General features: G+C 66.7%; 19 protein-coding genes. 6 read left to right on the top strand and 13 right to left on the bottom strand.

Annotated features, from left to right (window positions below; all coding sequences use genetic code 11):
• Nucleotides 1-16: 16 nt before the first annotated feature.
• The gene (locus KBW98_RS09835; RefSeq protein WP_211519950.1) at nucleotides 17-1,096 is read left to right on the top strand and encodes a type II asparaginase; all 1,080 of its coding nucleotides are present in this window, start codon (nucleotides 17-19) and stop codon (nucleotides 1,094-1,096) included.
• 148 nt (nucleotides 1,097-1,244) lie between these two features.
• Here KBW98_RS09835 and KBW98_RS09830 read toward each other — a convergent pair whose 3' ends face one another.
• Nucleotides 1,245-3,095, bottom strand: coding sequence for an ABC transporter ATP-binding protein/permease (locus KBW98_RS09830; RefSeq protein WP_211519949.1), 1,851 nt, complete (start codon nucleotides 3,093-3,095; stop codon nucleotides 1,245-1,247).
• Between the two features lie 62 nt (nucleotides 3,096-3,157).
• Between KBW98_RS09830 and KBW98_RS09825 the strand changes: the two genes are divergently transcribed.
• Together KBW98_RS09825 and KBW98_RS09820 are read left to right on the top strand one after the other, a co-directional pair.
• A complete protein-coding gene (locus KBW98_RS09825) occupies nucleotides 3,158-3,595 on the top strand; it encodes an acyl-CoA thioesterase (RefSeq protein WP_211519948.1) in 438 nt (145 codons plus the stop codon).
• Nucleotides 3,596-3,598: 3 nt separating this feature from the next.
• Nucleotides 3,599-5,164, top strand: a complete 1,566-nt coding sequence (locus KBW98_RS09820) for an alkaline phosphatase (RefSeq protein ID WP_211519947.1) — start codon at nucleotides 3,599-3,601, stop codon at nucleotides 5,162-5,164.
• Nucleotides 5,165-5,231: 67 nt separating this feature from the next.
• Here the strand turns inward: KBW98_RS09820 and KBW98_RS09815 are convergent, their stop codons facing one another.
• From KBW98_RS09815 to KBW98_RS09800, 4 genes are all read right to left on the bottom strand, one after another.
• Complete coding sequence (locus tag KBW98_RS09815; RefSeq protein WP_211519946.1) at nucleotides 5,232-6,917, bottom strand: long-chain-fatty-acid--CoA ligase; 1,686 nt, start codon at nucleotides 6,915-6,917, stop codon at nucleotides 5,232-5,234.
• An 87-nt stretch (nucleotides 6,918-7,004) separates the two neighbouring features.
• Nucleotides 7,005-8,687: a long-chain-fatty-acid--CoA ligase gene (locus KBW98_RS09810; RefSeq protein WP_211519945.1), complete on the bottom strand. Its 1,683-nt coding sequence runs from the start codon at nucleotides 8,685-8,687 to the stop codon at nucleotides 7,005-7,007.
• 159 nt (nucleotides 8,688-8,846) lie between these two features.
• Nucleotides 8,847-9,923: an aminopeptidase gene (locus KBW98_RS09805; RefSeq protein ID WP_211519988.1), complete on the bottom strand. Its 1,077-nt coding sequence runs from the start codon at nucleotides 9,921-9,923 to the stop codon at nucleotides 8,847-8,849.
• A 25-nt stretch (nucleotides 9,924-9,948) separates the two neighbouring features.
• Nucleotides 9,949-12,051: a molybdopterin-dependent oxidoreductase gene (locus KBW98_RS09800; protein WP_211519944.1), complete on the bottom strand. Its 2,103-nt coding sequence runs from the start codon at nucleotides 12,049-12,051 to the stop codon at nucleotides 9,949-9,951.
• Nucleotides 12,052-12,221: 170 nt separating this feature from the next.
• Here KBW98_RS09800 and KBW98_RS09795 point away from each other — a divergent pair, with 170 nt between their 5' ends.
• Nucleotides 12,222-13,415, top strand: a complete 1,194-nt coding sequence (locus KBW98_RS09795) for a M20 aminoacylase family protein (RefSeq protein WP_211519943.1) — start codon at nucleotides 12,222-12,224, stop codon at nucleotides 13,413-13,415.
• On the opposite strand, the gene KBW98_RS09790 is transcribed toward KBW98_RS09795, so the two are convergent.
• Nucleotides 13,342-14,337 carry an NAD(P)-dependent oxidoreductase gene (locus KBW98_RS09790; protein WP_211519942.1) on the bottom strand — a complete coding sequence of 332 codons (996 nt, stop codon included), beginning with the start codon at nucleotides 14,335-14,337 and terminating at the stop codon, nucleotides 13,342-13,344. The two genes, KBW98_RS09795 and KBW98_RS09790, sit on opposite strands and share 74 nt — an antisense overlap.
• Nucleotides 14,337-15,038, bottom strand: coding sequence for a suppressor of fused domain protein (locus KBW98_RS09785; RefSeq protein ID WP_211519941.1), 702 nt, complete (start codon nucleotides 15,036-15,038; stop codon nucleotides 14,337-14,339). The genes KBW98_RS09790 and KBW98_RS09785 overlap by 1 nt, the downstream gene beginning before the upstream one ends.
• A 155-nt stretch (nucleotides 15,039-15,193) precedes the next feature.
• On the opposite strand from KBW98_RS09785, the gene KBW98_RS09780 reads away from it, so the two are divergent.
• Nucleotides 15,194-15,748 (top strand): acyloxyacyl hydrolase, encoded by a 555-nt coding sequence (locus KBW98_RS09780; RefSeq protein WP_211519940.1) that lies wholly within the window; start codon nucleotides 15,194-15,196, stop codon nucleotides 15,746-15,748.
• A gap of 114 nt (nucleotides 15,749-15,862) precedes the next feature.
• Nucleotides 15,863-17,317 carry a DHA2 family efflux MFS transporter permease subunit gene (locus KBW98_RS09775; protein WP_229429093.1) on the top strand — a complete coding sequence of 485 codons (1,455 nt, stop codon included), beginning with the start codon at nucleotides 15,863-15,865 and terminating at the stop codon, nucleotides 17,315-17,317.
• A 9-nt stretch (nucleotides 17,318-17,326) separates the two neighbouring features.
• Here KBW98_RS09775 and KBW98_RS09770 read toward each other — a convergent pair whose 3' ends face one another.
• The 6 genes from KBW98_RS09770 to KBW98_RS09745 form a co-directional block, all read right to left on the bottom strand.
• Nucleotides 17,327-18,226 carry an aspartyl protease family protein gene (locus tag KBW98_RS09770; protein ID WP_211519939.1) on the bottom strand — a complete coding sequence of 300 codons (900 nt, stop codon included), beginning with the start codon at nucleotides 18,224-18,226 and terminating at the stop codon, nucleotides 17,327-17,329.
• A 353-nt stretch (nucleotides 18,227-18,579) separates the two neighbouring features.
• A complete protein-coding gene (locus KBW98_RS09765; protein WP_229429092.1) occupies nucleotides 18,580-19,302 on the bottom strand; it encodes a phosphatase PAP2 family protein in 723 nt (240 codons plus the stop codon).
• 34 nt (nucleotides 19,303-19,336) lie between these two features.
• Nucleotides 19,337-20,968 (bottom strand): phosphoethanolamine transferase, encoded by a 1,632-nt coding sequence (locus tag KBW98_RS09760; RefSeq protein ID WP_229429091.1) that lies wholly within the window; start codon nucleotides 20,966-20,968, stop codon nucleotides 19,337-19,339.
• 91 nt (nucleotides 20,969-21,059) lie between these two features.
• A complete protein-coding gene (locus KBW98_RS09755; protein ID WP_211519937.1) occupies nucleotides 21,060-22,310 on the bottom strand; it encodes a HAMP domain-containing sensor histidine kinase in 1,251 nt (416 codons plus the stop codon).
• On the bottom strand, nucleotides 22,297-22,986 hold the full coding sequence (locus KBW98_RS09750; RefSeq protein ID WP_211519936.1) for a response regulator transcription factor: 690 nt from the start codon (nucleotides 22,984-22,986) through the stop codon (nucleotides 22,297-22,299). Before KBW98_RS09750 ends, KBW98_RS09755 begins: the two co-directional genes overlap by 14 nt.
• 4 nt (nucleotides 22,987-22,990) lie before the next feature.
• Entirely contained in the window at nucleotides 22,991-24,262 is a 1,272-nt protein-coding gene (locus KBW98_RS09745) for a sorbosone dehydrogenase family protein (RefSeq protein WP_211519935.1), read from the bottom strand.
• Nucleotides 24,263-24,483 lie beyond the last annotated feature (221 nt).

Below are 24,483 nucleotides of genomic sequence, written 5' to 3'. Positions count from 1 at the left end.
TGTTTAGGAGAAGTCCATGCTGTTCCATAAATCCGTCCGCGCCACGAGCGCGCTGTTCGGTTTCCTGTTCCTGCTGATGACCGTGGTGCAGGCGCAAACCGCCAAGCTGCCGAACGTCACCATCCTCGCCACCGGCGGCACCATCGCCGGCACCGGCGCCACCAGCACCACCACGGTGGGCTATACGGCCGCCACGGTCGGCGTGCAGGCCCTGATCCAGGCCGTGCCCGAGATCACCAAGGTCGCCAACATCACCGGCGAGCAGGTGTTCCAGATCGCCAGCGAAAACATGGGCAACGAACACTGGCTGCAGCTGGCCAAGCGCGTCAACGTGCTGCTGGCCCAGCCGAACGTGGACGGCATCGTGGTCACCCACGGCACCGACACCTTGGAGGAAACGGCCTATTTCCTGAACCTGGTCGTCAAGAGCAAGAAGCCGGTGGTGATGGTGGGCTCGATGCGCCCCTCGACCGCGCTGTCGGCCGATGGCCCGATCAACCTGTACAACGCGGTCAGCCTGGCCGGCAGCCAGGCGGCAATCGGCAAGGGCGTGCTGGTCGCGATGAACGACCAGATCCACGCCGCGCGCGACGTGACCAAGTCCAATACCACCACTGCCGACACCTTCCGCGCGGCCGAGCTGGGCATGATCGGCTACATCCAGGGCGGCAAGCCCTTCTTCTACCGCGAGGTGACGCGCAAGCACACGGTGGACACCGAATTCGATATCGCGAAGCTGGATGCGCTGCCGCAGGTGGATGTGGCTTACGCTTATGCGAACGTGGGTGCCGTCGCGGTCAATGCACTGGTGGCTGCCGGCGCCAAGGGGCTGGTGCATGCGGGTGTGGGCAACGGCAGCCTGCCGGCCAAGACCAAGCCTGCGCTGGTGGCCGCGCGTGAAAAAGGCGTGGTGATCGTGCGCTCGAGCCGGGTGGGACAGGGGATCGTGGCGCGCAACGGCGAGGCAAATGACGACCAGCTGGACTTCGTGGTGGCGGATACGCTCAGCCCGCAGAAGGCGCGCATCCTGCTGATGCTGGCCTTGACCAGGACGAGCAACACCAAGGATATTCAGCGGATGTTCTATACCTACTAAACGTAGGACACGTACGTGTAAACGTCATCCCCGCGAAGGCGGGGACCCAATTCCGTAGTTTAGTGAGAACGCATACAGCACCGAACTGCACGCAAACTTGGGTCCCCGCCTTCGCGGGGATGACGGTTTTGGGGCTAGTGGTGCCGTCTTACTCCTGCTGCAACTCCAACGGCGGCGACGCCAGTTCCTCATCCGGCCTGGCCAGCTGCCTTTCCCACATCTGCGCATACAAGCCGCGCGCCGCCAGCAGCGCGCCGTGCGTGCCACGCTCCACGATCCTGCCGTGATCCAGCACGATGATCTGCTGAGCATCCGCGATCGTCGACAGGCGGTGCGCGATCACCAGGGTGGTGCGGTTCTTCGCGATCTCCTTCAATTGCGCCTGGATCGCCTGCTCGGATTTGGAATCCAGCGCCGACGTCGCCTCGTCGAAAATCAGGATCGCCGGGTTCTTGAGGAGGGTGCGCGCGATCGCCACGCGCTGCTTCTCGCCGCCCGACAGCTTCAGCCCGCGCTCGCCCACCATGGTCTGGTAGCCGTCCGGCAGGCTCTCGATGAAATCGTGGATCGATGCCGCCCGCGCCGCCGCGACGATGTCCTCGTGCGATGCCCCTGGCCGTCCATAGGCGATGTTGTATTCGATGCTGTCGTTGAACAGCACCGTATCCTGGGGCACGATGCCGATCGCCGCGCGCAGCGACTGCTGGGTGACCTCGCGCAGGTCCTGGCCGTCGATGCGGATCGCGCCGCCGTTGACGTCGTAGAAGCGGAACAGTAAACGCGACAGGGTCGACTTGCCGGAGCCGCTGTGCCCCACCACCGCGGTCGTGGTGCCGGCCGGAATGCTGAAGTCGACGTCGAACAGGATCTGGCGCTTGGTTTCATAACTGAATTCGACGTGCGAGAACTCGACCTGGGCGCCGCGCGTCACCAGCGGCTGGGCGCCCGGCGAGTCGGCCACCTCGCGGTTCTGGTCGAGCAGCGAGAACAGGCGCTCCATGTCGGCCAGGCTTTGCTTGATCTCGCGGTAGATCACGCCCAGGAAGTTGAGCGGGATGTACAGCTGGATCATGAAGGAGTTCACCAGCACCAGGTCGCCCAGGGTCATGGTGCCCGCGATCACGCCCTCGGTGGCGCGCCACAGGATCAGGGTGACGGCGGTGGCGATGATCAGGGACTGGCCGGTGTTCAGCACCGACAGCGAGGTCTGCGAGCGCACCGCGGCGTTCTCGTAGTTCTGCAGGCCCTGGTCGTAGCGCTTCGCCTCGTAGTCCTCGTTGCCGAAGTACTTCACGGTCTCGTAGTTGAGCAGCGAATCGATGGCCTTGGTGTTGGCCTTCGAATCCAGGTCGTTCATCGTGCGCCGGAAGTGGGTGCGCCATTCGGTGACGATGACGGTGAAGGCGATGTAGGTGGCCAGCGCCACGGCCGTGATGATGCTGAACCAGATGTCGTAGTTGATCACCAGGTAGCCCAGCACCAGCGTGATCTCGACCAGGGTCGGCAGCACGTTGAACAGCGAGTAGGAGATCAGCGAATTCACGCCGCGCGTGCCGCGTTCGATGTCGCGCGTCATGCCGCCGGTCTGGCGGTTCAGGTGGAAGCGCAGCGACAGCGCATGCAGGTGGCGGAACACCTTGAGGGCGATGGTGCGCACCGCGCGCTGGGTCACACGCGCGAACAGGAATTCGCGCAGCTCGGTAAACACCGTAGTCGACAGGCGCAACAGGCCGTAGGCGACCAGGGCGCCGAGCGGCAGCACCAGCAAGGCCTGCGGATGGGCGGGGTCGATGGCCAGCTGGTCGATCAGCTGCTTGAGCACCAGCGGCACGCCGACGTTGGCCATCTTTGCGCCGATCAGGGCGCCGAGGGCGGCCAGCACGCGCCATTTGTACACCCACAGATAGGGGAAGAGCGTGCGCAGGGTGGCCCAGTCGTTGCGGGGCATGCCCGAAGCGGAAGGCGGCGGTGGGAGGGAACTCGCGGATGAGCGTCGCATGGCAGGGCTTCGTGATTTATGGTTCAATTCGGGACGATTGTAGCTTTTACCGAGATTTCAAGATGACCACGCCAGAAAACACCACCCCATCCATCACCCGACTGCCGGCAGGAAAGATGCCGGAGTTGCGCGTCATGCCGGCACCGAGCGACGCCAACGTCTACGGTGACGTGTTCGGCGGCTGGATCATGGCCCAGGTCGACATCGCCGGCTCGCTGCCGGCCACCCGCCGCGCCAACGGCCGCGTGGCGACCATCGCCGTCAACTCCTTCCTGTTCAAGAACCCGGTGTTCGTGGGCGACCTGTTGTCGTTCTACGCCGATATCACCAAGGTTGGCAATACCTCGATCACCGTGTGCGTCGAAGTCTATGCCGAGCGCAACCGCCTGCAGGCCGAAGTGGTCAAGGTGACCGAAGCGACCCTGACCTATGTGGCCACCGGCCCGGACCGCAAGCCGCGCCAGCTGCCGCCGCTCGATTCGCTGATCGCGCATCGATAGGGAATGACGGACCGCCGGCTGTTCCTGCTGCAAGGAGCGCGCTGGTCGGCCGCGCTCACCGCGGCCTCGCTCGCCAGATCCGCCAGCGCCACCGGCGCCAATCCCTTCAGTCTCGGCGTTGCATCGGGCTCTCCCCTGCCCGACTCGGTGATCCTGTGGACCCGCATCCTCGCCAATCCGCTCGACGCGAACCCGCGACCGCCGCTTGCCCTGGCCGTGCGCTGGGAAGTGGCGGAGGACGAAGCCTTCCGCCGCATCGCGGCCAAGGGCAGCGCCACCGCCGTGCCGGAGCTCGCGCATAGCGTCCACGTCGACGTGAAGGGCCTGCTGCCGGAACGCTGGTACTGGTACCGCTTCATGCTGGGCGACGCCGTCAGCCCAGTGGGACGCACCCGCACCGCGCCGGCTCCCGGCGCCCTCCCGGCGATGCTCAAGCTGGCCGTGGCCTCCTGCCAGCACTGGGAGTTCGGCAGCTACGCCGCGCACCGCCACATCGCCGGCAGCGCGCCGGACCTGGTGGCCTTCCTGGGCGACTACATCTATGAATGGGGGCCCTACCAGCTGCAGCATCCGCAGCGCGTCGTCCGTACCAACGAATCCTTCACCCTGGCCGACTACCGCCGCCGCTACGCCCAGTACAAGAGCGATCCGGACCTGCAGGCAGCGCACCGCGCCGCGCCCTGGATCGTGACCTGGGACGACCACGAGGTCGCCAACGACTATGCCAGCGGGCGCGACGAGCTGCTCACCCGGGACTTCGCGGCGCGCCGTGCGGCAGCCTACCAGGCCTTCTACGAACACATGCCGCTGCGCCTGCCGCCGGTGAAAAGCTTCGCGCAACTGCGCATGCACCAGCGCCTCGACTGGGGTCGCCTGGCGCGCATCCACGTGCTCGACAACCGCCAGCACCGCTCGGCGCAAGCCTGCCCGCGCAAGGGACGGGGCGGCTCGAACGCGATGTTCGCGCGCGAGTGCGCGGCCCTGCAGGATCCTCGGCGCGGCATGCTGGGCAGCGAGCAGGAAGCCTGGCTAGGCTCGGGCCTGGCCTCCTCGCGCGCGCAGTGGAACATCCTGGCGCAGCAGACCCTGATGGCGCAGTCGAGCAGCTTCCCCGTGTTCGCGCCGGGCGAGAACCGGGTCTGGACCGACGGCTGGGACGGCTATCCGCTGGCGCGCCGCCGGCTGCTGGAATCGGTGTTGAAATCAGGGGCGAGGAATCCCGTGGTGCTGGGCGGGGACGTGCACACCTTCTACGCCTGCGAGCTGCGGCTTGACTTCGCGCGGCCGGTGTCGAAGGCCAATCCGCTGGTGGCGACGGAGTTCTGCGGGACCTCGGTGACCTCGAGCTCGCGCGCGCAGGCCAGGACCCTGGCGCATGTGTCGAACAATCCGCACATGATGTATGGGCGCAGCGACAGGCGCGGGTACATGCTGATGGAAGTGACGCCCAAGGGGGTGGTCACGCATTTCATGGGGCTGGAGAATGTGCGCGACGCGGGGTCGGGGGTGGAGAGGCTGGCGGCGTTTCGGGTGGAGGATGGGAAGGTGGGGGTGGAGAGGATAAGCTAGGGGCTGATCGGGGGAACTTGGGTCCCCGCCTTCGCGGGGACCCAAGTTCTGCATGCACAGCGTTAGCTCACGCCGCCTGCGTCGCCTTCTCATCCCTCAGCTCGCGCCGCAGGATCTTGCCCACGTTGGTCTTCGGCAGGGTTTCGCGGAACTCGACGAACTTCGGACGCTTGTAGCCGGTCAGCTGCTCCTTGCAGAAGCTCATGACGTCCTCGGCGCTCAACGCCGGGTCCTTGCGCACGATGTAGAGCTTGACCGCTTCGCCCGAGTGCTTGTCCGGCACGCCCACGCAGGCCACTTCCAGCACGCCCGGCAGGCCCGCCACCACGCCTTCGACTTCGTTCGGGTACACGTTGAAGCCCGAGACCAGGATCATGTCCTTCTTGCGGTCGACGATGCGGGTGTAGCCGGTGGCTTCCATGATGCCGACGTCGCCGGTCTTGAAGAAGCCGTCTGCGGTCATGACCTTGGCGGTCTCGTCGTCGCGCTGCCAATAGCCGGCCATCACCTGCGGGCCGCGCACGGCGATCTCGCCGGCGGTGCCGTAGGGCGCTTCCTTGTCCTGCTCGTCCAGGATGCGCAGCTCGGTCGAAGGCAGCGGCAGGCCGATGGTGCCGGTGAACTCGGTGATGTCGCAGCGGTTGGCCGCCACCACCGGCGAGGTCTCGGACAGGCCGTAGCCTTCGACGATCGGCGCGCCGGTGACTTTCAGCCACTTGTCGGCGACCGGCTTCTGCACCGCCATGCCGCCGCCCGGGCAGACCATCAGGCTGGAATGGTCCAGCTTGGAGAATTCCGGATTGTTCAGCAGGCCGTTGTACAGGGTGTTCACGGCCGGGAACACGTTGATGCGGTACTTGGACAGCTCCTTGACGAAGCCCGGGATGTCGCGCGGGTTCGGGATCAGGAGGTTCATGCCGCCGGTGCGCATGCCCATCAGGGCGCACACGGTCAGCGCATAGATGTGGTACAGCGGCAGCGCGCAGGCATATTGCGCCTGCTCGCCCGGCTTCAGGCGCGCCAGGGTCGGCGCGAACCAGGCTTCGTTCTGCAGCACGTTGGCGATCACGTTGCGGTGCAGGAGCACGGCGCCCTTCGACACGCCGGTGGTGCCGCCGGTGTACTGCAGGAAGGCGATATCGTCATGGCCGATGGTGACCGGCTTCATGGTCAGGCGCGCGCCTTCGGCCAGCACGCGGTTGAAGGCGACGGCGCCCGGCACCGAGTAGCCCGGCACCATCTTCTTGACCTTGCGCACCACCAGGTTGACCAGCAGGCCCTTCAGGCCCAGCATGTCGCCCATGGAGGCGATCACGACGTGCTTGACGCTCGTCTTGCCAACCACCTGCTCCAGCGTGTGTGCGAAATTCTCCAGCACCACGATGGCTTCGGCGCCCGAGTCGGTCAGCTGGTGCTGCAGCTCGCGCGGGGTGTAGAGCGGATTGACGTTGACGACCACGTAGCCGGCGCGCAGGACGGCCGCCAGCGCCACCGGGTATTGCAGGATGTTCGGCATCATGAGCGCGACGCGCGCGCCGGGCTTCAGGCCGCGGTTCTGCAGCCAGGCCGCCACGCGCTGCGACATCGCATCGAGTTCGGCATAGGTGATGGACTTGCCCATGCAGGCGTAGGCCTTGCGGTCCGCGTACTTGCGGAAGGCTTCCTCCAGCAAATGGGTCAGGGAGCGGTACTGCGTCGGGTCGATTTCCGGCACGACGCCTTTCTCGTACGATCCAAGCCAAAATTTGTCCATCTGTGCCTTACCTTCCATATTGGTTCCATTAAAAAGCGCAAGCCGCCCTGCCGGGCGGCCCGCGCCAGCCGAATTCCGCTACGCTAGCTACGCCGCTTGCTTCTCGTCCCTCAGCGCCCGCCTCAGGATCTTGCCGACGTTGGTCTTGGGCAGCTCGTCGCGGAATTCGATGTACTTCGGTTTCTTGTAGCCGGTGAGCTGCTGCTTGCAGTAGTCCATCAGCTGCTCGGTCGTCAGGTTCGGGTCCTTGCGCACCACGAACACCTTCACCGCTTCGCCCGAATGCGGGTCGGGAACGCCGACCACGGCGCATTCCAGCACGCCCGGATGGGCGGCGATCACGCCTTCCAGTTCGTTCGGATAGACGTTGAAGCCCGACACCAGGATCATGTCCTTCTTGCGGTCGACGATCTTCACGTAGCCGCCCTCATCCATCACGCCCACGTCGCCGGTCTTGAAGAAACCTTCCGCCGTCATGACCTTGGCCGTCTCGTCCGGCCGGTTCCAGTAGCCCGCCATCACCTGCGGGCCGCGGATCGCGATCTCGCCGACCTGGCCGTGGGGCAGCTCGCGGCCCTCGTCGTCCAGGATCGCGACCTCGGTCGACGATACCGGCAGGCCGATGGTGCCGGTGAAGTCCGTCACGTCGCCGCGGTTGGCGGTCGCCAGCGGCGAGGTCTCCGACAGCCCGTAGGCCTCGGTGATGCCGGTGCCGGTGATCTGGCGCCACTTGTCGTTGACCGTCTTCTGCACCGCCATCCCGCCGCCCACCGAGAACTGCAGCGACGAGAAATCGAGCTTGGCGAATTCCGGGTTGTTCACCAGCGCGTTGTACAGCGTGTTCACCGCCGGCAGCATGTGGAAGCGGTACTTGGCCAGCTCCTTCACGAAGCCCGGGATGTCGCGCGGATTCGGAATCAACACGTTCAGGCCGCCGCTGCGCATGCCCCACATCGCGCAGGCCGTCAGCGCGAAGATGTGGTACAGCGGCAGCGCGCAGATCGTCACCGTCTGCTCGCCCGGCGCGATCCCCGTCAGGCCGGGCGCGGCCCAGGCTTCGGTCTGCAGCAGGTTGGCGATCACGTTGCGGTGCGTGAGCGTGGCGCCCTTCGACACCCCGGTGGTGCCGCCCGTGTACTGCAGGAAAGCCACGTCGTCCGCCTTCAGCTCGGCCGCCTTGAACGGCATGCGGCTGCCTTGCGCCAGCGCGTCCTTGAAGCGCACCATGTTCGGCAGGGCGAAGTCCGGCACCATCTTCTTCACGCTGCGCACCACGAAGTTGACCAGCATGCCCTTCACGCCGCCCAGCATCTCGCCCATGCTCGCCACCACCACATGGCGCAGCGGGGTCTTGCCCAGCACCTGCTGCACCGTGTGGGCGAAGTTCTCCAGCACGATGATCGCTTCGCTCCCCGAGTCCTTGATCTGGTGCTCGAGCTCGCGCGCGGTGTACAGCGGGTTGACGTTGACCACGGTGAAGCCGGCGCGCAGGATGGCCGCGATGGCGATCGGGTATTGCAACACGTTCGGCATCATGATCGCCACCCGTGCGCCCGGCGCCATGCCGCGGCTTTGCAGCCAGGCCGCCAGCTTCTTCGAGTACGCATCCAGCTCGCGATAGGTCATGAACTTGTCCATGCACACATACGCGTTGCGGTCAGCGTACTTGCTGAACGACTCATCCAGCAAATGCACCAATGAACGGTATTGATTTGGATCAATCTCCGTAGGGACGCCCGGGGGATACGACTTCAGCCAAATTTTGTCCATTGGTTGCCTCTGTCTCGAAAATAGTTATCGTTGTGGTCGAGCGCCTGGCTGGTGCTGCGCGCGCGCGCGCGTAGCTTGTGCCTTTGTTATCGCTGATGATGATGCTATCGGGCAGTGCTGCTACGCGCAAGCGCTTTCGGCGCGATTGGAACGCGTCCTCTACCTTGCGCCAACCATGCTGCGCTGCACCACGAGCGGCGCCGGCGTGGTCGTGGCGCCCAGCTTCTTGAGCACCCGGTGCCGGTCCGCCTTGTCGAGCTTGGCGAGCTGGTTGACCGCCTTGTAGAAGCCGTTCCAGCTCCTTTCGCGCTGCAGCAAGGCGCGGAAAGCGGGCACGAAGTCGTTGTAGGTGGCGATCGAGGCCAGGTGGGCGTTCGAGAGCGGCTCCTCGAAGAACTTGTCGTAGCCGGCATAGCCGCCCCAGTTCGCCTTGAGCACCTGGTAGTCGTCCTTCAGGGCCAGGAACAGGCGCGCCTTGGCGATGCGCTTGTCGCTGTCGGGGGCGAAGCTCTTGTAAGTACGATCCAGCTCGCCGCGGTACTTGAGCAGCAGCCCCAGGAAATCCTTCTTGCGCGCCGCATAGCGGTCGTAGGCGTCGCGCATGGCCGGGTTGCCGAAGCGCTCCAGCCAGCCTTCCACGCCGGCCTCTTCCACCGCGCTGGCGAAGGATTCGTTGAACTGCGAGTCGCCCGCCACATAGGCCACCTGGTGCGCCAGCTCGTGGAACAGCATGCGCGCCAGCTGGGCGTCCGGATAGTTGATGAAGGTCGAGATCAGGGGATCGCTGAACCAGCCCAGGGTCGAGTAGGCCGGCACGCCGCCCACCTCGACGTCGTGGCCCTTGGCGCGCAGCTCCTTGGCGAAGGCCTGGGCCTCGGCCTTGCTGTAGTAGCCGCGGTAGTTCACGCAGCCGGCCACCGGAAAGCACCATTGCATGGGCTTGAGCGAGAGCTCGGGCGTGGCTACCACGTTCCACAGCACATAGGGACGCTTGAGGTGGGTGTAGTTGGTATAGCTGCCGTTATCGGGCAGCTTCATTTCCTGGATCGCGTAGCGGCGGATCTGGCGCGCCGTCTCGAGACGGTGGCGCAGTTTCACGTTGGTGCCGGGATCGGCGATCCAGTCGTCGATGGGGCGCGAATCGGTCAGCAATTCAAGCTGGCCTTGCGCGGCTTGACTGTAGTAGGAGAGGGATGAGCAGCTTGACAACATCAGGGCCGCCGCTGCGGCGGCCATCATGGGCCGGAAGGCCTGGGAAAATCTAGAGGGTTTCATCTCGTGTTGTCGGTGCGGCCTTTTCGACCTGCACCAGGGTGTCGTAGAAAGTGGGCGCCCTGCCCATGTCGGTCAGACGCTGGCTGGTGACTTCATTGGCGTTCTTGCCATCGGAGGACAACTTCTTCCACCAGATGGACAAGCCCACCACCAGCCCCGGACGCGCCTTGTCGGTCACGCGTGCGCGGGCGACGAAGGAGCCGCGGTCGTTAAAAATGCGCGCCATATCCCCATGCGCGATGCCGCGTACGGCGGCGTCGTTCGGGTGGATATCGAGGTGCGGCTCGCCCTCGGTGGCGCGCAGGCTCTGCACGTTGACAAACGTTGAGTTGAGGAAGTTCCTCGCCGGTGGAGAGATCATCGCCAGCGGATACCTTGCGGCCAGTTCCGGGTTGGAGGCGGCCGATTCATATGGTGCGATATAGGCCGGGACCGGGTCGAGTCCGTCGCGCGCCATGGTGCTCGAATAAAACTCGCACTTGCCCGACGGGGTCGGGAAGCCGCCTTCGGCAAACGGGGCGGCCGGCATGTTCAGCTTCTGCCAGCCCTTGCGCTTGAGCGATTCCCAGTCGAAGTGGACCGCGCGCGCATCCTGTTTGTTGAAGGCCTGGGCCGCGAGCTGGTCGTCGGTCTCGCTGAAGCAGGGGTCGTCGAAGCCCATGCGCGCCGCCAGCAGGCGGAAGAATTCGGTGTTCGGCTTGGCCTCGCCGACCGGCGCCACGGCCGCGTTGTTGGCCATCATGTACAGGTGGCCATAGGCCAGGTGGGCGTCGACGTGCTCGAGCTGGGTGGTGGCCGGCAGCAGGATGTCTGCGTAATCGGCGCTGTCGGTGCGGAAGTGCTCCAGCACCACGGTGAACAGGTCCTCGCGCTCGAAGCCGCGCTGCACCTTGCTGGAGTCCGGCGCGATCGCCAGCGGGTTGGCGTTGTAGACGATGACGGCCTCGATCTTGGGGCCGAACTCGGGCGAGGCGTCCTTGAGCAGGTCGTCGCCGATGGTGGTCATGTTGATCGTGCGCGGGGCGCGGCCCTTGAGCAGGTCGGGGCGCTGCAGGGCCGCGCGGTCGGTCGGGAAGGTGCCCGAGGTCGACAGCTGGACGCCGCCGGCCGGGTGGCGCCAGGCGCCGACCAGGGCCGGCAGGCAGGCGATGTTACGCACCGACATGCCGCCGCCGCGCACGCGCTGCAGGCCGTAGTTCATGCGGATCGCGGCAGCCTCGCCGCGCTTCGCGGTCTGGCCGTAGAGGCGCGCCAGCTCCACCACTTCTTCCACCGTGATGCCGCAGGTGGCGGCGGTGCGCTCCGGCGTCCATTCGCGCGCGCGCGCCTTCAGTTCCTCGAAGCCGAGCGTGTACTTGCCGATGTAGTCGTGGTCGAGCAGGTCTTCCTGGATCAGCACGTGCATCATGCCCAGCGCCAGCGCGGCGTCGGTGCCCGGCAGCAGCGCGATGTGCTGATGGCACTTCTCGGCCGTCAGCGAGCGGTAGGGATCGATCGCGACCAGGGTGGCGCCGCGGCGCTTGGCTTCCTGGGCCCGCATCCAGAAGTGCAGGTTGGAGGCGATCGGGTTGCCGCCCCAGATCAGGATCAGTTTCGCGTTCTGGAATTCCTCGATGTCGGTGCCTACCGAGCCGCCGATGGTGTACTTGTAGCCGGTGGCGCCGGCCGTGGCGCAGATGGTGCGGTCGAGCAGCGAGGCGCCCAGGTGGTTGAAGAAGCGCAGCGACATCGAGTCGCCCTGCACCAGGCCCATGGTGCCGGCGTAGCTGTAGGGCAGGATGGCTTGCGGATCGCGCGCGGCGATGTCCTTCAGGCGCGTGGCGATGGTATCCAGCGCCTCGTCCCAGCTGATGCGTTCGAACTTGCCCTCGCCCTTGCGGCCCACGCGGCGCATCGGGTACAGCAGGCGGTCGGCGTGGTAGGTGCGCTCGACGTAGCGCGACACCTTGGTGCACAGCACCCCGGCCGTGGTCGGATGCTCCGGATCGCCCTTCACCTCGGTCGCCACGCCGTCTTCGACGGTGACGAGCAAGGCGCAGGTATCGGGGCAATCGTGGGGGCAGGTCGCACGGACTTGGGTGGTGGTCATGTTCTTTTGGTATGGTGAGGCCGCAGGAAAAAACTGCGTGAAACCAATACTTTATACGATTCCCACGGGCTCTGCGCCCTCCTCTGTCAAGACTGTTTGAGGCAGGCTACAATAGTTCAAATCATGCAATGCAAACACAACAAGCTGCATGACAAAATTAGGAGACCCTGATGAAGCTAGTGGAACCCATACTCGCTTTCCAGACCGAGTTGCAGGCTATCCGCCGCGACCTGCACGCCCACCCGGAGCTGTGCTACGAAGAAGTGCGCACCGCCGACATGGTGGCCGAGCGCTTGACGGCCTGGGGCATTCCCATCGTGCGCGGCCTGGGGCTGACCGGCGTGGTCGGCATCATCAAGGGCGGCACGTCCAGCCGCGCGATCGGCCTGCGCGCCGACATGGATGCGCTGCCGATGCAGGAGCTGAACCGCTTCCCGCACGCCTCGACCAACCCGGGCAAGATGCACGCCTGCGGCCATGACGGCCATACCGCCATGCTGCTGGGCGCGGCCCACTACCTGGCGCAGCACCGCAACTTCGACGGCACCGTCTACGTGATCTTCCAGCCCGCCGAGGAAGGCGGCGGCGGCGCCAGGCGCATGATGGACGACGGCCTGTTCGAACAGTTCCCGATGGATGCCGTGTACGGCATGCACAACTGGCCGGGCATTCCCGAAGGCAGCTTCGGCGTAGTGGCCGGGCCGATGATGGCCTCGAGTAACGAATTCCGCGTGGTGGTGCGCGGCAAGGGCGCGCACGCGGCCCAGCCGCACCGGGGCGTCGACCCGGTGATGGTGGCGGTGCAGATTGCCCAGAGCTGGCAGACCATCATCTCGCGCGAAAAGAACCCGCTGGACACGGCGGTGCTGTCGATCACGCAAATCCATGCGGGCAGCGCCACCAACGTGATCCCGGACGAAGCCGAGCTGGTCGGTACGGTGCGCACCTTCACGACGGGTGTGCTGGACCTGATCGAACGCCGCATGAACGAGATCGCCGCGGGCGTGGCGGCCGGCTTCAATGCCAAGGTCGAATTCAATTTCAAGCGCAACTATCCGCCACTGGTGAACCATGCCGAGCAGACCGCCTTCGCCATCGAGGCGATGCGCGCGGTGGTGGGACAGGAGCGGGTCGACACGGATGTCGAGCCGACCATGGGGGCGGAGGATTTCGCCTTCATGCTGCAGGAAAAGCCGGGGTGCTATGTGTTCATCGGCAATGGCGAAGGCGAGCACCGCACGGGCGGGCACGGGCTGGGGCCGTGCCAGCTGCACAATGGAAGTTATGACTTCAACGACAACCTGCTGCCGATCGGGGCCAGCTACTGGGTGAAGCTGGTCGAAATGAGCCTGCCGGCGGCCTGAGCCGTAGGGTCGGCGGCGTAGCCGCCAACCCTACGTCCGGGGCATCGCCCAGCCGCTGCCCGGGATTCATGCGCTCCAGCGCAATCAGCGCCGCCGCGTGATCGGCCTGCGGGAAGTCCCCCGCGATCGCCTCGTACTGCCGCGTCACCAGTTCGGTCACCGGCAGCGCCAGCCCGGCCGCGCCGGCGGCGGCCAGCACATTGTGCAAGTCCTTCAGCTGGCTCTTCACCTGTCCGCCGGCCACGAAATTCCGGTCCAGCATGCGCTGGCCGTGCACCTCCAGGATGCGGCTGCCCGCGAAGCCGCCACGGATCGCTTCGCGCACCTGGGCCGGATCGGCGCCCGCGGCCTGCGCCAGCAGCAGCGCCTCGGCCACTACATTGAGGGTCGCGCCCACGATCAGCTGGTTGCACAGCTTGGCCACCTGCCCGCTGCCCGCGGGACCGACCAGGCGCGGCGTGCCCATCGCCGCCAGCACCGGCGCGGCTTCGTCGAAATCGGCCGGCGCGCCGCCCGCCATGATGGCCAGCTGGCCGCTCTCCGCGCCGCCCACGCCGCCGGACACCGGCGCGTCGAGGAAGCGGCAGCCGTTGGCAAGCAGCAGGGTGTGGAAAGCCAGCGCCTCGTCCTGCCGGGTCGAGCTCATGTCGATCCACAGGGCGCCGGGCGCCAGCGCGGGCAACGCGGTGCGCATCACCTCGTCCACCACGGGACCGGCTTCCAGCATCGAGATGACGATGTGCGCGCCGGCGACGGCGTCCTCCAGCCGCGTGCGGGCATCGACACCTTGCCCGCGCAGGGCCTCGGCCTTGGCGTGGGTGCGGTTCCAGGCGCGCACCGGGTGCCCGGCCTGCGCCAGCCGCGCCGCCATCGGCCCGCCCATCAGGCCGATGCCCAGAAAGGCAACGACGGGCCGGTCCATCAGAACAGTCCCAGGAACTTCTTCTTGACCGTGTTCACGCGGTCCGGGACCACCACGTCGGTGACGTTCTTGTCGTTGAACCTGTCGAGCAGCTCGGGGAAGCCGCGGCGGCGCACCAGGTCCAGTTCCTCCTTGTAGAGCGGCACCACGCAGTGGAAATACACGTCCTTGCCGTCCACGCTTACCGAATGGAAGGGTTCGGGCGCCGACACCGGCGGCAGCAGGATGGCGCCCTCGAACTTGACGCCGCTCGCGTAGGGCTTGGCCGGGCTGCCGTTCGGCACCGTGTGGCCCAGCCCGATCCAGGTCGCCTGCTGGTGCGGATAGTGGGCCAGGTGGCGCAGCAGGGCCACCGGCCAGTACCAGCGCTCGTCCTTGACCGCTTCCTCGTCCAGCTTCCAGTCGGGCGGCAGCGACATCATCAGCTCGCCGTAGGGCGGCGCGCCCTCCGGTGTCGTCATCGCGTTCTGGCTCATGCCCGAGGTCACCAGGCGCAGGAAGGGATACTGCGGTCCCGCGGGAATCACGTGGATGTCGACCTGGACCGGGTCGGCCACGGTGTCGTGGAACACCATGGAGGGCGCGCCCAGGTGGGCGGCGATGTGCTCGGCGACGGGGTCGTGCGGCAGCACGGCGGCTTCCACCTGGCGCTCCATGGGGGCGGCAAGGGGATACAGGGGAGTGATGGTTGGTTCGGCCATGTTCGATCCGGTTCAATATGCGGCGGGCGCCTATGATACCTGCGCCGCATGGCTTGGGGGCCGTCAGCGCGACTTTGTTCACACAAGTACAATACCGCATTCGCCAATAGTGCCAGACTCATTGACGAGCTCCACTTCCATTTCCAAGGCTAAACATGAAGATGATGAAAAAAATCGGCGCCGCGCTGGGCTTCGTCAGCGCCGCCCTGTTCGCCCAGGCCGGCCATGCGGCCGATGGCTGGATCGATTCCGCCTCCGTCGAATTCGGCACCAATCCGCAGCAGAAAATGGCCCGCGTGGCCGTCCAGTCGGACTGGGACCAGCGCTGGTTCTCGTCCGGCGGCCGCCACCTGTCGGGCTACTGGGACGCCAACCTGGCCGCCTGGCGCCTCGAGGCCTACCGCAACGTGCCGGGCCAGAAGAAGACCATCGCCGTGGCCGGCCTGACCCCGGTATTCCGCTACCAGGCCGACGACAAGCTGGGCTGGTATGCCGAGGCCGGCATCGGCATCAGCATGTTCTCGAAGCTGTACAAGAACGAGGACAAGGAACTGTCGACCGCCTTCCAGTTCGCCGACCACGTGGGCGTCGGCTATACCACGCCGAAGTGGGACCTGGGCCTGCGCTTCCAGCACTACTCGAACGGCAGCATCAAGAGCCCGAACGCCGGCGCCAACTGGCTGGTGGCGCGCGCAGCCTGGCGCTTCTAAGCCGCTGTCGCGCTGCTCCTCGGCGCAGGTCCGCACGTGGCGCGGGCCTGCGCCGATTTGTGACACAATCGGCCAACACCGCCCGCTGCGGCGCGTGACCCTGCCGAGGCCCGATTGACCCCATCCAGTACCGCATCCGCAAGCTTCAAGCGCTACCTGCCGTGGCTGGTCGCCACTGCCCTGTTCATGGAGCAGCTCGACGCCACCATCGTCAATACGGCCATCCCCAGCATCGCATCCAGCCTCGGCGTCACCCCGCTCAGCCTCAAGTCGGTCGTCACCAGCTACATCCTCGGCCTGGCGGTGGGCATTCCGGTCAGCGGCTGGATGGCCGACCGCTTCGGCACGCGGCGCGTGTTCTTCATCGCGATCGCGGTCTTCACCCTGGCGTCGGTGCTGTGCGGGCTGTCGCTCAATGCGGGCATGATGACCGCCGCGCGCCTGCTGCAGGGCCTGGGCGGGGCCATGATGATGCCGGTCGGGCGCCTGGCCATCGTGCGCACCTTTCCCAAGAACGAGCTGCTGGGCGCGATGAACTTCGTGATCATCCCGGCCCTGATCGGTCCCCTGCTCGGCCCCACGGTGGGCGGCCTGATCGTGCACTGGACCTCGTGGCGGGTGATCTTCTTCGTCAACGTGCCGGTCGGCCTGCTGGCGCTCTACTTCGTGTGGCGCCACATGCCGGACTACCAGGCCGAGGAGCGGCGGCCGCTCGACGTGCCCGGGCTGATCCTGTTCAGCAGCGGCACCGCCATCCTGTCCTGGCTGCTGGAAGTCTTCGGCGAGCACACGCTGGCGCCGTTCACGGCGGGCCTGCTGTTCGCGCTGTCGGCGGCCCTGCTGGGCGCCTACGCCTGGCACGCCTGCCGCATCAAGCATCCGCTGCTGCGCCTGGCGCTGCTGAAGGTGCGCACCTTCCGCATCGCGGTGCTGGGCGGCTTCGTCACCCGGCTCGGCGTCGGCGGCCTGCCCTTCCTGCTGCCCCTGCTCTACCAGCTCGGCCTGGGACTGCCGGCCTGGCAATCGGGCCTCCTGATGATGCCTGCGGCTGCAGCCGCCATGGGCATGAAGCTGTTCGCCTCCAGGCTGCTGGGACGCTTCGGCTACCGCCAGGTGCTGGTGGTGAACACGGTCTGCATCGGCCTCACCATCGCCCTGTTCACCCTGGTGGGAACGGGCACGCCGCTCTACGCGATCGTGGCCATCAGCCTGCTGCAGGGTTTCTTCAACTCGCTGCAGTTCTCCAGCATGAATACCCTGGCCTATGCAGACATCGAACCGCAGGACTCGAGCATGGCGAGCACCATCTCGAGCTCATTCCAGCAGCTGTCGATGAGCTTCGGCCTGGCGGCGGGGTCGATCGTGACGGCCTGGTTCCTGGGCGGCGTGCCGCAGACCGATCACGCGCAGGTGACGCGCGCCCTGCACCATGGCTTCGCCACGCTGGCGGTGCTCACCGTGATCTCGGCCTTCGTGTTCCGGCGCCTGCGCCGCAACGATGGCGACAGCATCAGCCGCGGGCAGAAGATGGCCAAGGAAGCGGCGCCGGTCACGGCCACCACCGAGTGAGCGCGGCGCCTACAAGCCCGCTTTGCCCAAGGCCTGCGGAATCACCTTGACCGAGCCGCGCTTCCAGACCTTCGGCTGCTTGATCGGCGAGAAATACACCAGCTTCTGGTCACGCGCCATGTAGACGCGGTGACGGTGCAGGAAATCGGCGCCCAGCACCATGATCTCGCCCGAGTGCGGCAAGTCCATCACGCGCAGGTCGATGTTCTTCACCTCGAGGGCGCCGATGGCCATCTGCGCCACCGGCACCTTCCAGACCGGCTGGTCCGCGTCCTGGCCCGGCAGCGGTTCTTCGCGCACGGCGCCGGGCGACTCCGGCGTCAGGCCCAGGCGGGTGGCGACCGCCTTGGGCAGGTAGGAATACGGAGTCGCCGTCGAGAGCAAGGCCCAGACGTCCTTGCCGCCGATGCGCACGCTGAACACGAAGCGCGGATCGCGCTGCCACGGATCGGCCCGCGCGGTGACCGGCACCGCGTCGGGATCCCAGTACGCCAGATGCTCCTTGAAGCAGCCGGCGGGCTTGAAGAACTTGAGGTGCCCCTCGTCCAGGGCGATTTCCAGGTCCGCCTGCAGGAGGCTGCGCGCGCCCAGGCGCACGCCGAAGCTGTCGTCCATGAAGTCCTCGACCATGTACTCGACGTCCTGGCTCTTGGCGCGCCCGAACGAGAATTCCTTGAGCATGGCGTGCTGGACGTTGTCGCGGATGATGTCCTGGCCGGTCGGGTTGCGCGCATCCTGGGCCGCCATGAATCCGCTCGAAGTGCGCACGGCAATGCCGAGACGCTCCAGGACTTTCTTGTTGAGCACGACCGACTCCGGGGCGCCCGTGCTCAGCATGACGGGAACGCTCTCGCCGTTGATGCTGGCCTTCCCGATGGGACGCAGGTCTTCGGTGAAGGTGAGCGGCATGCGCCCTTGTTCGCCCCGGTCGCATCCTGCCGGTAGCGGATTCGAATGGGCCGCCGAGGCGCATGCCAGCGCAAGGGAGGCGGCCAGCCCCAGCAAGGATGTGTGGAGGGCAGGACGGAGCGGAATCATCGTAGCGCTTGTGTGATGTCAGGAGAACACAGTATAGATACGGCTAGGTCTTGGGGGAATGAGCTTGTCGAAATTACCTATATGTCATAACGATGTCAGCCGCCCCGCGTTCATGGGTTCCGTCAGCTTGTCGCGCAGTGCCGGCTGCTCCATCGTCGTCTCCTGTCGTGGGGTCTTCGCATGGTGCCGCAAGCCGCGGAACCCGCGCTGATGCGGGGCAGGCCTCAGCCTGGCACGCCGTCCAGTATGGCGTCCGCCTGCCGTTTGCCGGACCGCTGCCCTAGCAGCACCAGCGCGAACACGATGGCGCAGGCGATCCACATCGACCACAGGGTATGCGTCAGGAAGTGGGCGCCGCGCAGCTGCTGCATCCAGCCGACGGCGAAGCCGCCCGCCAGCGCGAGCGCGGCGGCCAGCAGCGCCCTGCGCGGCGCGCCGGGCAGCCAGCACACCACGAGCGACACCAGCCACAGGGCGCTGGACGCATGGCCGGCCGGCAGGCAGTGTCCGGCCACCGTCCCCAGCGGCAGCGCCTCGAAGATGCGCACATAGGGTTCGGCGCCGCCATAGCGGGCCAGGTCCCAGGGGCAGTGCGCGATGCTGTGGGCCTTGAGCAGGCTGGTCGCGAGCGGCACCAGCGCGGCCGAGAGCGCGACGATACGCAGGCGCAGGCGGTGCACGGCGGCGAGGTGCGCGCGCGGCCAGATCGCATCCGCAAGGGCGGCAGTGACGCCTGACGCCGCGGCCACGGTCAGGATCGCCTTGAGGATCCTGTGGTTGAAGGTGTCCGCCAGCCACGCGTCGCGCCAGGGGAAGAGGCCAAGCCTGGCATCGAACATGGCGTCGGCCAGGCGCAGGTCGACGTCGGTGCAGGCGCCCAGCCAGTAGATGAGCCAGGCGCAGGCGGCCAGGCCGGCGGCGATGCGCCGGATGGCTGCCTTGCTCAACAACTGGTGCGGTGCTGATCGTGCGCGCGCCGCTTCAGGAACCGCGGACGCAGGCATGGAACAGGTCGAGCTTGGGATTCAGCACGGCTGTGTTCACGTCGAGCATGCCGAGTACCGAATGGAAGACGTTGTCGTGCGAGAGCGGCTGCTGGCGCCGCGCCGCCAGGCAGGTGCGGTCGATATTGAAACGCTCGCTGAAGCGCTCCGACATCCACAGCATCATCGGCACGTGGGTCTGCTCGGCGGGTGCGAACAGGTAAGGCGCGCCATGCAGGTACATGTTGCCTTCGCCGAGCGACTCGCCGTGGTCGGAGAAATAGAGCATGGCCGTGTCCACGCCTTCCGTCCCGCGCAGCAGGGCGATGGTCCGGGCCAGGAATGTGTCGGTGTACAGGATGGTGTTGTCGTAGGCGTTGACGATGGACTCGCGCGCGCACTTCTCGAATTCGCTGGTGTCGCACACCGGGCCAAAGCGGCCGAAACCCTCTGGATAGCGTTTGGCATAAGCCGGTCCATGGCTGCCCTTCTGGTGCAGCACGACCACTAGGTCGCGGCTGTCGTCCTTGATCAGCTGCGGGAGTTCTTCGAGCAGGCGTTCGTCGTAGCATTCGTCGCTCGCGCAATGGGCGGCGCCGGGCGTGGGCGAGGACAGGTCGCGAAACTCGACGCGGTCGCAGGCTCCCTTGCAGCCGGAGTTGTTATCCAGCCAGACCACGCGGAAGCCCGCATGCGCCAGCACGTCCAGCAGCCCCTCCTGATGGTAGGCCTTGTCGCCGTCATAGCGTTCGCGCCCCAGCGACGAGAACACGCAGGGCACCGAAACCGCCGTCGCGGTGCCGCAGGACTGCACGTTCGAGAAGTTGACCAGGCCGGACTCGCGCGCCAGCCTCGGGTTGGTGTCGCGGGCGTAGCCGTTGAGCGAAAAATTCTGGGCCCGCGCCGTTTCGCCGACCACGATCACGGTCACGGTCTTGCGCGCCTGGCCGGCCCAGGCCCGGCCCTTCACGGCGTCGCGCCCCAGCGGCGCGATCGCCACCGGCGCGCGCCACTTGTTGCGCAGGTAGCCGTGCAGGGCCTGGATGTAATTGGTCGGCGTGAGCAGGTAGCGCAGCTCGCGGTGCTCGCGCAGGGCCGGCGCCAGGCTCTTGAAGAACAGGACCAGCAGCAGCGCGGCCAGGGCCAGCGAGCCGGCGGCGATGCCGGAGCGGCGCAGCACCCCGCGCACGCCCTGCGGGAACTGGATGCGGGCGCGCGCCACGAACAGCGAAGGCAGGACACCGGACAGGCCGACCGACAGCGCGAGCTTCCAGTTGAGCAGTTCGCCCGCTTCGCGCACGTCGGTCTCGAACACGTTCTGGATCATGGCCTTGTCGATCACGATGCCGTATTCGTGGATGAAGTAGCTGGCGCAGGACGCCGTCAGCAGCACCGCGATCAAAACCGGCTTGGCGACGAAGCGGAAGCTGGCCAGGGTCAGCAGCGCGTTGAAGAACAGGACGACGATGGCGAAGGCGCCGGCCAGCAGGGGCAGGTGCGGCAAGCTCAGTCCGCCTGCGGCGTGGACGAAGGTGGACCAGAAGCTGAGGTTGCCGGCGGTCGCGAGCAGCAGCGACATCGCCAGGATGAGCATGGGTGCGCTGATGCGCGGTGAAACGATCTTGTCCAAGTAATACCACCGTGAAGCATGGGTGGCCAGGTGCGGCCGCCTTACCCGCACAAGATAGCGGGCTGCTCGTCAATGGCGCGTCAACGCGGCGTTAAGATGGCGTTAAGCCTGGACCGGCCGGCGGGAAAAAGCTGATCGTGAAGCGGCTGCCGCCCCCGGGCCGGTCTTCGTAGTCGAAGCGGGCGCCCAGGTAGTCGCAGATGCGGCGCGCAAGCGCGAGACCAAGTCCCGTGCCCGAGGATCCGGTGGACGGCGTGGCGCCGCCCTGGCCCAGGGTGGCGCGCACGGCCGCCGGCAAGCCCGGGCCGGTGTCCTCGACCACGACCTGGCCCTTCCTCACCAGCACCGAAACCTCGCCGCGCTCGGTGTACTGGCAAGCATTGCGCACCAAGTTGCCTATCGCCGCGGCGCACAGCTCGCGCGGGGCATGCACACTGAAGGCCTCGCCGTCGAGGTAGCGCAGCTTGACCGGCTTGTGCGCGACCAGGGACCGGTAGCGTTCGACCTCGTCGCCGGCGATGTCGTCGACGTCGACCGGCGGCTGGGCCTTGAGCTCGGGCGCACGCGCAAGCATCAGCAGCACGGTCACGCATTCTGCCGCCTCGCGCGCGGCGCGGTAGATGCGTTCGGCCGGCGCGCGCACGGCGGCGGGGTGGGTCCCGTCCATCAGGATCTCGGCGGCGCCCATGATGACGGTGAGGGGACTGCGCAGCTCGTGGCTGACGTCGCCCGTGAAATAGCGTTCGCGGTCGAGGACTTCGCGCAGTTCGCGGGTATGGGTCTCGAGCGCGCGGGCCAGCACGCCCAGCTCGTCCTGGCGTGTGGTGAGCTGGGTGGGCTGGCGCTCGGCGCCGACGGAATCGGCCAGCTGGCGGATCGGCGTCACCACGCGCGCGCCCAGAAAGCGTCCCAGCATGGCGGCGAACAGCAGGAAGCCGCAGAAGCATACGGCGTACATGGAATACACGACCAGTTCGATCTTGTCGTAGTCGCTCTCGTGGTCGACCAGGACCCAGCGCCCGGCCGCGTCGTGGCCTGCGAGCACGTGCAGGCGCGTATCCCCGACGTCGATCTTGTGCACGCCGTCGGCGAGGCCGCGCAGCGGCGCGGGAATGGTGTCCTTGCGGTGGAAGCGCAGGCCGGAGGGCATGTCCACGCCCAGGCCGGCCGCCTGGCGCGGCGCCGCCCACGCGGCGGCGGCGGCGAGCCGATTGTCGACCAGCTGGACCTCGATGCCCTCGACAGCCACGGCGGCGATCACGCCGAACAGCACCGTGGAAACGAGGCCGAACAGGAGGAAGGCGACGACGATGCGCCGCCGTAGCGATTCAGCGCGGGCCATCGTGCTGGACCAGCTTGTAGCCGACGCCGGCGACCGTCTGCAGCATCGGCGTGGCGAAGGGCTTGTCGATGGCCTGGCGCAGCGCGTGGATGTGGGTGCGCAGTGCATCGCTGTCGGGCCGGTCCTCGCCCCACACGGCCTGCTCCAGCGCTTCGCGGGTAACGATGCGCGGCGCGGCGGCGATCAGGGTGCGCAGCAGGACGTAGCCGGTCTTGGTGAGCGTGACCGGCACGCCGGCGCGCGCGGCTTCCTGGGTATCCGGGTCGTAGCTGAGTTCACCGAAGCGCAGGGTGCTGCTGACGCCGTGGGCGCCGGCGGAGCGCCGCACCAGGGCTTTCAGGCGCACCTCGAGCTCCACCAGCGAGAAGGGCTTGACGAGATAGTCGTCGGCGCCGCTGTCGAAGCCGGCCACCTTGTCGGGCAGGCTGTCGCGCGCCGTCAGCATGAGAACGGGCGTGGTCTTGCCCAGTTCCGTGCGCAGCTTCTGGCACAGCTCCAGGCCGTTCAGGCCGGGCAGCATGACGTCGAGGATGATGACGTCGTAGTCGTTTTCCGAGGCCAGGGCCAGGCCGCCATAGCCGTTGCGGGCGGAATCCAGCACATGGCCCTTCGGCTCGAAGAAGCCGTACAGGTTCGCCAGGATGTCGGGATGGTCTTCGACGATGAGGATGCGCATCGGCCTATTGTAGCGCTGGAGGCGGTTCGGGCGTAACGCCATGCGGGGAGACCGGCGTCTGGACCTCGTGGTGCAGTTTGACGACGATGCCGTCGTGGTCGTCGCTGATGTAGACGTCACCGTCCGGGCCAAGGCCGATGCCGACCGGGGCGCCCATGCCTTTGACCTGCCTGCGCGACCCGGTGACGAGCGTGACGCTGGCCCCGGCGGGACCGGCGCCGCCCTTGTCGAGCAGGGCGACGACGCGGTGTCCATGCTTGCGATAGCCATGGTAGGTGATCAGGAGGCTGTTCTGGAAGGCGGCCGGAAACCGGTTCCCCGTATAGAACACCATGCCCAGTGGTGCGGCGTGCGCGGGCAGCAACCTGGCTGGCGGCAAATAGGCCTTGCAGCTTGCTGCCGGATATTCCGGGCTGGCCACGCCCTGGTCGTAGCAGTACGGCCATCCGTAATCGCCGCCGCGCCGGATCGCATTCAGCTCGTCGTGCGGCAGTTCGTTGTCGTTCTTTAGCGCGGGCATGGCGGCATGGATGCCGTCGCGGGCGTTCTCGCCTTGCCACAAGGTCCGCGTGCGGTGGTCGATCGCCATCGCCATGGAATTGCGCAGTCCGCGCGCATGGATCTCCCAGCGGGCCACCTTCCCTTCCGGCCAACGCAGCGCATAGTGCCGGATGACGCCGAGTGCGTCCGGGCCGACGCGTTCGGCGCAGGTGGAGCCGGGTGGCATCGTGCCGTCCGGACCCTCACAGTGGTCGCTGGCAGAGCCGACGCTGACGAACAGGTTTCCCTGTGCATCGAAGACGATGGCGGGCAGCAGGTGGCGACCTTTTGCCGGAAGCCCCGGTGTGCCGGACGCGCCGCCAATCACATCGGTGAGCACGGGCGCCGCCTCGCCTGGGTTGAAACGCGCGACGCGGCCGGCCATGCCGATATAGACCTTGCCATCCGGGCCGATCGCTGCGCTATTGGGGCGGTCCAGGCGCGTGAACATCAGCGTTTTCTGGTAGCCGGCGCCTTCACGCTTGAGCCGCCAGACGCTTCCTCGCCCCGGTTCCCAGCTGCCCATGTCGGTGACGATGATGTCGCCGTCGGGGAGCACGACGAGACCGCGGGGGGCTTTCAGCTTGTCTGCAGCCAGGCCGAGGCAGAAGCCGGGGGCAGTCTTGACGGCGAGGCGGGGCAAGCCGTCGCAATCGGCCGGCGGTTTTGCTTCCGCTGCGTTGGCGCTGATGGAAAGGCAAAAAGCGATCGGGTAGAGCGGGTGGCGCGCCGGCATGGTGGTTCGTTGGATTTGGACCAGGATGGCGGAGCTTACCATTCGGCTTCGATTGTGGATTGTGGTCGGCGGAGTAAATTTGGGTTCCGGCCTTCGCAGGCGCCAGTGGCGCGTACGACGTGCTAGGGATGCTGGAGCTATCCCTAGCAGTATTTCAGCCTTCAGCTTAAAGACCGTCATCCCGGCGAAGGCCGGGATCCAAGTTTGCCTGCGTATCGCTG

Origin of the sequence: Massilia sp. ST3, assembly GCF_018119405.1 — a bacterium.
Taxonomy (GTDB): Bacteria; Pseudomonadota; Gammaproteobacteria; order Burkholderiales; family Burkholderiaceae_D; genus Telluria.
Note: the sequence above shows the minus strand (reverse complement) of the source record. Positions and strands in the feature narration are given on the sequence as shown.